The sequence below is a fragment of the Bacteroides sp. AM07-18 genome (assembly GCF_003602695.1).
In the GTDB taxonomy this organism is placed as follows: domain Bacteria; phylum Bacteroidota; class Bacteroidia; order Bacteroidales; family Bacteroidaceae; genus Bacteroides; species Bacteroides uniformis.
Window position 1 is genome coordinate 156,305 of the sequence record NZ_QTLM01000007.1, and the last position, 7,415, is coordinate 163,719.

At 45.3% G+C, this 7,415-nt stretch carries 4 protein-coding genes; 1 reads left to right on the top strand and 3 read right to left on the bottom strand.

All coding sequences use genetic code 11. The features are described from left to right. Positions 1 to 23: 23 nt before the first annotated feature. Positions 24 to 1,550, bottom strand: a complete 1,527-nt coding sequence (locus tag DW096_RS11330) for a RagB/SusD family nutrient uptake outer membrane protein (protein ID WP_044467472.1) — start codon at positions 1,548 to 1,550, stop codon at positions 24 to 26. An 18-nt stretch (positions 1,551 to 1,568) separates the two neighbouring features. Then, positions 1,569 to 4,484: a SusC/RagA family TonB-linked outer membrane protein gene (locus DW096_RS11335; protein WP_369872094.1), complete on the bottom strand. Its 2,916-nt coding sequence runs from the start codon at positions 4,482 to 4,484 to the stop codon at positions 1,569 to 1,571. Positions 4,485 to 4,923: 439 nt separating this feature from the next. Here DW096_RS11335 and DW096_RS11340 point away from each other — a divergent pair, with 439 nt between their 5' ends. Continuing rightward, complete coding sequence (locus DW096_RS11340) at positions 4,924 to 6,636, top strand: DUF6377 domain-containing protein (RefSeq protein ID WP_009037815.1); 1,713 nt, start codon at positions 4,924 to 4,926, stop codon at positions 6,634 to 6,636. Between the two features lie 383 nt (positions 6,637 to 7,019). On the opposite strand, the gene DW096_RS19420 is transcribed toward DW096_RS11340, so the two are convergent. Next, on the bottom strand, positions 7,020 to 7,415 hold a 396-nt coding region (locus DW096_RS19420), incomplete at its 5' end, for a hypothetical protein (RefSeq protein ID WP_199711486.1).

A 7,415-nucleotide genomic window follows, 5' to 3' on the forward strand; every position in this document is an offset into this window, starting at 1 on the left:
GATTTTTATATTACTCATTAGTATTAATAGCCCGGGTTCTGTATCAGATTTTCGTTCTGGTCGATGGCTCCTTGGGGAATAGCCAGCAGATAGGAGTTCTCATTGAACAGATTTTCTTGTGCATGGCGGCCGCTGTCTTTGGCGTAAACGGCGTTCATCACTTCTTCTACCTTATTGAGGCGGCAAAGGTCGTACCAGCGCTGTCCTTCAAAGGCAAGCTCCATGCGGCGTTCGTCCATATAAGCTTGGAGCAATGCTTCTTTACTGCTGCGGGTGCTTTGTGGAAGTTTGCCCAGTCCGGCGCGGTTGCGGATGCGGTCGATGATGTCGGCTGCACCGTTCAGGTCGGGAGCCTCTCCCATAATTTTTGCTTCGGCTTTGAGGAGCAGGATATCGGCATATCGCAGATAGATAATGCTGTTGAACGCAGAGCGGCATTTGTACATGAAGGCATAATGGTCTGCCGGATAATAGTTGCTCCATCCGCAGTCATACCATACAACAGATTCATTGTAACGTTTCGTGTCTCCTTGCTCTTCATAGAGGCGGATAAGGTCACGGGAAGGGGTAATCCATTTGGCCCAGGTGAAACTTTCATCCCAGTTGCTCAAGTTACGGCCGAACATCCAAGTACACCAGTTGCCGGAGCCGGGAGGAAAGTGGGCTTCGAGAATTGCCTCCTTGGTATTGCGTACCCGGCAGTCTTTTTTTTCCGTATCATACGCCCAAAGGTCGCTGAAGTCTTCCACGAGGTCGAAGCCGTCGGCAGCAAGTTCATCGGCATATTTGATAACCTTTGCATAATCGCGCAGAGGTTTTTCTGCATAGACCTTGGCAAGCATGGCACGTGCCACCGATTTGGTAAGTATGCTCTTGTCTGATGTGTCGTTTGTCGGTGTGTTGGGGTTTTCCACTGCTTCAGTCAGGTCTTTCTCTATTTGGGCGTAAGCCTCTTCAGCCGTATTCTGTGGAGGAAAATAGGTCGGGTACATTTCTTCTACGTTGTCTTCGGTAATGTCACCGCCCACGGTAGTGATGACCGGGAAGTTACCCCATAAGCGTACCATATCGAACATGACCATGGCACGGAATATCTTGGCTTGTGACTGATACTTGCCGCGTTCACTTTCACTGAGTGCCTTGAGCTGGTCACAGCCCACGATGATGCGGTTGGCAACGGCAATGTCGCCTAAGAAACGGTCCCAGTCACGTTTTAGTACAGAATTAGAGCCTTCAATGGAGTTGGTTTCGTAAGGCACCACTTCGGCCCCCGTTGTTCCGGCGTAGGCATTATCGGAATGAGCGTCACCGATAAGCAGTTTGTCGACATACCAGTGCTCCTGCTGGTCACGAAATTTTTTGTGAAGGGTTACCATTGAAGTTTCCACGTCTTGCACACTGTTGAAAATAGGCTTTTCATCAGTTTTGTTCACTCCTTCCGTTACATCCGAGTAGGTGTCTACCGGATTATAGTCCAAGTCACATGAGGTTGCGGTCATTGCCAACAATACACCGCAAGCTATACTTTTATATATATGGTTTAGTTTCATAAGTTATTTCTTCCTTTTTTAGAATTCAACATTGATACCGAAAACGAATGATTTGCTCTGCGGGTAAGTTCCATAGTCGATGCCCTGTACAGAACCGCTGTTGCCATATTGGTTCACTTCAGGATCCATACCTGAATAGCTGGTCCAGGTCAGCAAATTGCTGGCGGTAAAATAAGGCTGTACGCGGCTGATACCCCATTTCTTGAACTGGCGGCAACGGATGTTGTAAGAGAGTGAAATGTCTTTGACACGCAGGTAGCTGCCGTCTTCTACAAAGTAAGTGGAGTTCTTGATGTTGAAGTTGGCTTTCGGGACATTCGTAATCTGTCCGGGAATTCTCCAGCGTTTCAATACTTCCGTTGACTGGTTTTTACCGTCATACATACCTTCGGTTTCCATACGGGACACATTGAAGATGTCGTTTCCGTAGCTTCCTTGGATGAAGATGCTCAGGCTGAGGTCTTTCCATGTAAAGGTGTTTGTCAATCCGTAGATGAAGTCGGGATTCGGGTCGCCGATATAGGTACGGTCAGAAGTGGAAATCTTGCCGTCTTCGTTAAGGTCGCGATAAATCAGGTTACCGGTTTCGGGGTCTACACCGTCGCTGATGTAGCCGTAGAAACCACCCAAAGGACGTCCGGGCTCATTGCGTACGATATTTTCTTTCACCACCTCGGCACTGCTTGCTGCTGTATAGATTTTCTGCAATGACAGCTTGGTCAGCTTGTTCTTATTGAAAGAAATGTTGAAGTCTGTATCCCAAGAAAACTCGCCGGTCAGGTTATGGGAGTTGATGGCGAACTCGAATCCCTTGTTGGTCATCTCGCCTTCGTTACGGGTGATGCTGGTGGTTGCTGCCGCACCAGCAGGCAGACTTACATTCATCAACATGTCTGTAGTTTTCTTGTAATAGTAGTCCATGCTGAAGGTTAGTCTGTTGTTCAGTACAGTCAAGTCAAGACCGATGTTCGTCTGGTTGGTAGTTTCCCATTTCAGGTCACTTGTTCTCAGGTTGGCCTGGCTGATACCGGGAACTGCATGGTCGTTACCTTCTTCAAACCAGGGTATGCGGTTGATGTTGTAACGTTGCAGATACGAGTAATCGCCTATACCGCTTTGGTTACCGGTCTGTCCCCAGCCACCGCGGAGCTTCAAGTCATCAATCCAAGCGATGTCTTTCATGAACTTTTCCGACGAAATGCGCCATGCAGCCGAGAAGGAGGGGAAAATACCCCAGCGATGGTCGGGATGCAGCTTGGATGAACCGTCGGCACGCATGTTCATGGTAAGCATGTACTTGCTGTCATAGTTGTAGGACACACGGGCGAAATAGGAAGAGATGGCCCACTGTGAAGCTCCTGTTCCGGTACCGTCCCATGAAATTTTATTGGCAGCGTTCAGGGTCTGTATTTTATCGTCCCGGAAATGTGAGCCGTTTATCCAGCTGTTGGTATAGTCCGATTTGGTATAGGAAGAACCTGCCATTACGTCGATGCCGTGCTTCTTGATATTGGTATTGTAAGTCAATATATTATCGAAAACCAACACGGTATTCATATTCCGGTTGTCAGAGGCTGTACCGAAGCTGTTGCGTCCGTCGGTGGTCGATATTGGATCGAGGAATGTGGTGCTTACACCGTTACGGCGGTCCAGGGCTACAGATGATTTCAACTTTAGGTTGGGTAGGAAGCTGATGGTAGCGGCTCCGGATGCGATGAGGCGGTTTTCCTTGTTCTTGTTGTTTTTCTGGCGGGCCAGGTTTTCCATCGGATTCATGATGTTCACTCCATAGAAGTTCTTATTGTATTGATTCGGTTTTTCAGGATCCCAAATAGGAGCATAGGTCGGAGTGTTGATGACCGAGAGGACTACACCACCACGGTTGGCACCCGTACCGGAGATGATGCCGGTGTTTCCGATGTTGTCGGAGTAGGAGATATTGGCACTTACATTCAGCCAGCTGCGTATTTGGTTGTCGATATTGGCGCGGAAGCTATACCGCTTGAAGTATGTTCCTTCCAAAATACCTTTTTCATCCAGATAACCGGCAGAGAGGAAGTATTTCATCTTTTCATTTCCGTTTGATACGGACACTTGGTAATTCTGGGTTTGTCCGGTCTTGTAAACCTCGTCAAACCAGTCTGTCTGGTCGGTCAGCCCTTCAAGAGCAGTTGGATTTACAGCCCCGATTTCTTCTTGCAATTCGCGGTACTGTTCTGTATTCAGTGCTTCCATGCTCTTGCCTACTTTTGTCATGCCATATTGTACGTTCAATGCTACTTTGGCGTTGCCTGCCGAGCCGCTCTTGGTAGTAATCAATACCACACCGTTGGCTGCGCGCGAACCGTAGATGGCTGCTGATGAGGCATCCTTCAGAATAGAGAGGTTTTCAATGTCGTTGGGAGAGAGAAAGTTGATATTGTCTACAGGTACACCATCCACTACGTAGAGCGGGTCGTTGCTACCATTGAATGAGGTGGTACCACGTACGCGGATACTCATACCACCGCCCGGTTCGCCGCTGGGCTGCATAACCGACACACCGGCTGCTTTACCTTGTAGGGCTTGGGCTGCCGATACAATGGGGCGTTGGTCCAAATCCTTTGTAGAAACCGTAGATACGGCAGTGGTTACGTCTTTACGCTTCACACTTCCATAACCGATAACTACCACTTCGTCCAGCAGTTCGTTGTCTTCCTGCAATGTGATATTCATGTTGGTGGCTGCTTTTACCTCTATCGTTTTGTAGCCGATGAAGGATATTACCAGTGTGGCATTCTGTCCTACACTCAGGGAAAACTCCCCATCCAGATTGGTAACAACACCGTTGGTTGTTCCCTTTTCCAATACAGATGCACCAATGACCTCCAGGCCTGCGGCATCTACTACTTTACCCGTAGCTGTCAATCGTTGGGCAAATGCATTTGTTGACATTAGCAGTACGAGTAATGTCAGAAGGAGCTTGTAACTCCGCGTAAGAAGATTTCTTGTAATCATTCTCATAGTACTTTAATTAAAAGATTTAATTTATTTTAGAAAAGTATGTTCTAATAGAGATTGGATGTTTTCCATAGTACACTTTTCTTTCTCTGTTGCAAAGATAGTGGACAACCTTATTCGTCCGATAGGCGGGTAATGTATAGAAGTAAGTCGGAGTAAAATGTAAATGCCACATATATAGCGAGTTATATTCTTGCTGATTGCTGTATAAAGTAAAGGTCAGCTACTATGGAAGGAGGTCTGTATATGTTGTTTTATCGCTATAAATGGTCGAAATACCTCTTAACTTTCATGTACTTTTTAGGGTAGAAGTAGCTTATGTTTAGATAGATTAATTTATCTTTGTGCTCTCAGCCTTATATAAATAATAGAAATGAAAAGAAAAATCATAGCTTTACTATTTTTACTGATGGGGTGTACCTTTCTGAATGCGGCACCTTACAGTGAAAAGATAAAAGAACTGCTGGTGCGCCTTGACTCTCTGATTGCGCAAAAAAACACGTTTGCTATGCTTAAAGAGGCGAAGATTGCCCAGTTGCACAAGCTGCAAAAGGATGTGCGTACTTTGGAAGAGAGATATTGGCTGAATAAAAATCTTTATGATGAGTATTGCGTCTATAACGCCGATTCTGCAATGAATTATGTGGTAGACAATTTGGATATAGTTTATAAGCAGAATGATAAATACCGGCAGATGGAGTGGAAGATAAAAAAGTCTTTTCTGTTGGCTGCCACCGGTTTGTTGAAAGAAGCTCAGGATGAATTGCGCGGAGTTTCAGGCGGTTCGCTCCCCAAAGAATTATTAGTGGACTATTACGGGCAAATGCTGTATCTGTATTCGCATTTCAATCAGTATACCGGTAGTGAGGGTACTTTGCATGAACATTATGCACAGTTGGAGCGTGTTTACAAGGACTCTTTGAATATGGTTCTTACCCCTGAAGACCCCTTGTTCTTGTGGTATAAAGGGCAGGTAGTACAAGGTACGGACAGTATGTATGTTTTTAAAGAACGTTTGCAGAAGGGAATTCTTAATTCTGCATTCGACACTCGGCGCGATGCCATGAATGCTTACGTGCTGGCCTGCTTTTATCGCGAGTCCGATGAGCAGGAAAATTATCTGACTTACCTGATATATTCTGCTATGGCCGATGTACGTATCTCCAATAAAGATATTGCTTCGTTGGAAGAGCTGGCGGGGGTACTTTTTAGTTTGGGTGATATTGACCATGCCTATGTCTACATGAGTTACTGCTTGCAGAATGCCTTGGCATATCGGAACCGGGTGAGGGTAGTGGGCATCTCTGCAGTGCAGGACACCATTCATCAGATCTATCAAGAACGTAATCAGAGGCAAGAAGCGCGGTTACGTATGTATTTGGTACTGGTCAGTGTCTTGTCCTTGATATCCTTGTTTGCCTTCCTGTATATATATAAGCAGATGAAGCGATTGAAGCAGTCGCGCCAACAGCTGAATGAGGCAAACAACCGCCTGAATAAGCATGTGGAAGAACTTTCGAAAATGCACGGACAAGTGGCAGAAACGAATGTGCAGCTGACTTCTTTGAATGAACAGTTGAGAGATACCAATAATCAGCTTCGTGAATCCAACTATGTGAAGGAGGAATACATAGGTTATGTCTTTTCCATTTGTTCCAATTATATCAGCAAGCTGGATGAGTATCGGAAAAATATCAATCGTAAGCTTAAGGCAAATCAGTTGGAGGATGTGAAAGCATTAACCGATACTCATTCTATGGCACAGAATGAGTTGAAAGAGTTCTATCATAACTTTGATGCTATCTTCTTGCACATTTATCCGGATTTTGTAAGTGACTTCAATGCCTTGCTCCATCCTGACGAGCAGATTGTGCTAAAAGATGGTGAGCTGCTGAATACGGAATTGCGCATTTATGCTTTGGTGCGTTTAGGTATCACTGATAGTGTGAAGATTGCCGAATTCTTGCATTATTCACCTCAGACCGTTTATAATAATCGTTTGAAAACACGTAATAAGGCTATCATTCCTCGGGAAGAGTTTGCTGCCGTTGTGCGTTCTTTGGGTAGGGCACAGAAGTGGATTTGATAAAGGCTTCTACTGATTGTCGCAGTATGGTGCGTAGATGACACCTAAGAGTTAGGAAAAAAACTGCGATGTACTACCTTGTTTTTCTCTAAAAACTAATCTTTCCACAGCAATGTTCTTTTCTTACCACAGCTGTGGAAAGAAAGAAACGCGGGTGTGGTAAGAAAGAAACATATCTGTAGTGAGAAAAGTTGTTCAGTAGTTCTCGTTTAGTATCCGGGCTTTCCGGATGTAGCCTTTCGCAGGTTTATTGTCAGTTCTCTTTGGGCTCCTCAAGCGTGGTGCCGGCCGTTCTGTGGTCTATGTGAAGGTATGAATGGTCTATTTCGACGCGCGCGCGTATATATATAATGTGTCCCCTTCGTTCCGGCCTCCTTTTTCCTTTAAAAAATATGCTTTAAAACATATCTATCAATCAGCGAGTTATGAAAAAGTTCACGTAAACCCTCAAAAAAAGCTTGTATATATTTTGCAGATGTCCGTAAAAGCCCTACTTTTGCATCCGCTTTCGGGAACGAAGGCGGCGATGTTTTGACATTCTGACAGTAAAACGGAGCGGTAAGCTTCCATTTTTCTCTTCTTTGCCATAGGTTTCTTTCGGAACTTCGGCCTTGGAAAAGAAAAGTGAAAAAAAACTTCCGAAACATTTGGAAGTTATGCTTTAAAGTTCTTACCTTTGCACCCGCTTTTGAAAACGAAAGCAGCGCGAGTTGACATTCTTCTTTCAAGAAACGGTGCCTGGTTCTTCTTCCTTTTTCTTTTTGCCTCCCTTTCGACAA

Bases quoted from the DNA above. Each gene is read 5' to 3' on its own strand.
- DW096_RS11330 (WP_044467472.1), bottom strand. From the start codon at position 1,550: ATGAAACTAAACCATATATATAAAAGTATAGCTTGCGGTGTATTGTTG.
- DW096_RS11335 (WP_369872094.1), bottom strand. From the start codon at position 4,484: ATGTCAACAAATGCATTTGCCCAACGATTGACAGCTACGGGTAAAGTA.
- DW096_RS11340 (WP_009037815.1), top strand. From the start codon at position 4,924: ATGAAAAGAAAAATCATAGCTTTACTATTTTTACTGATGGGGTGTACC.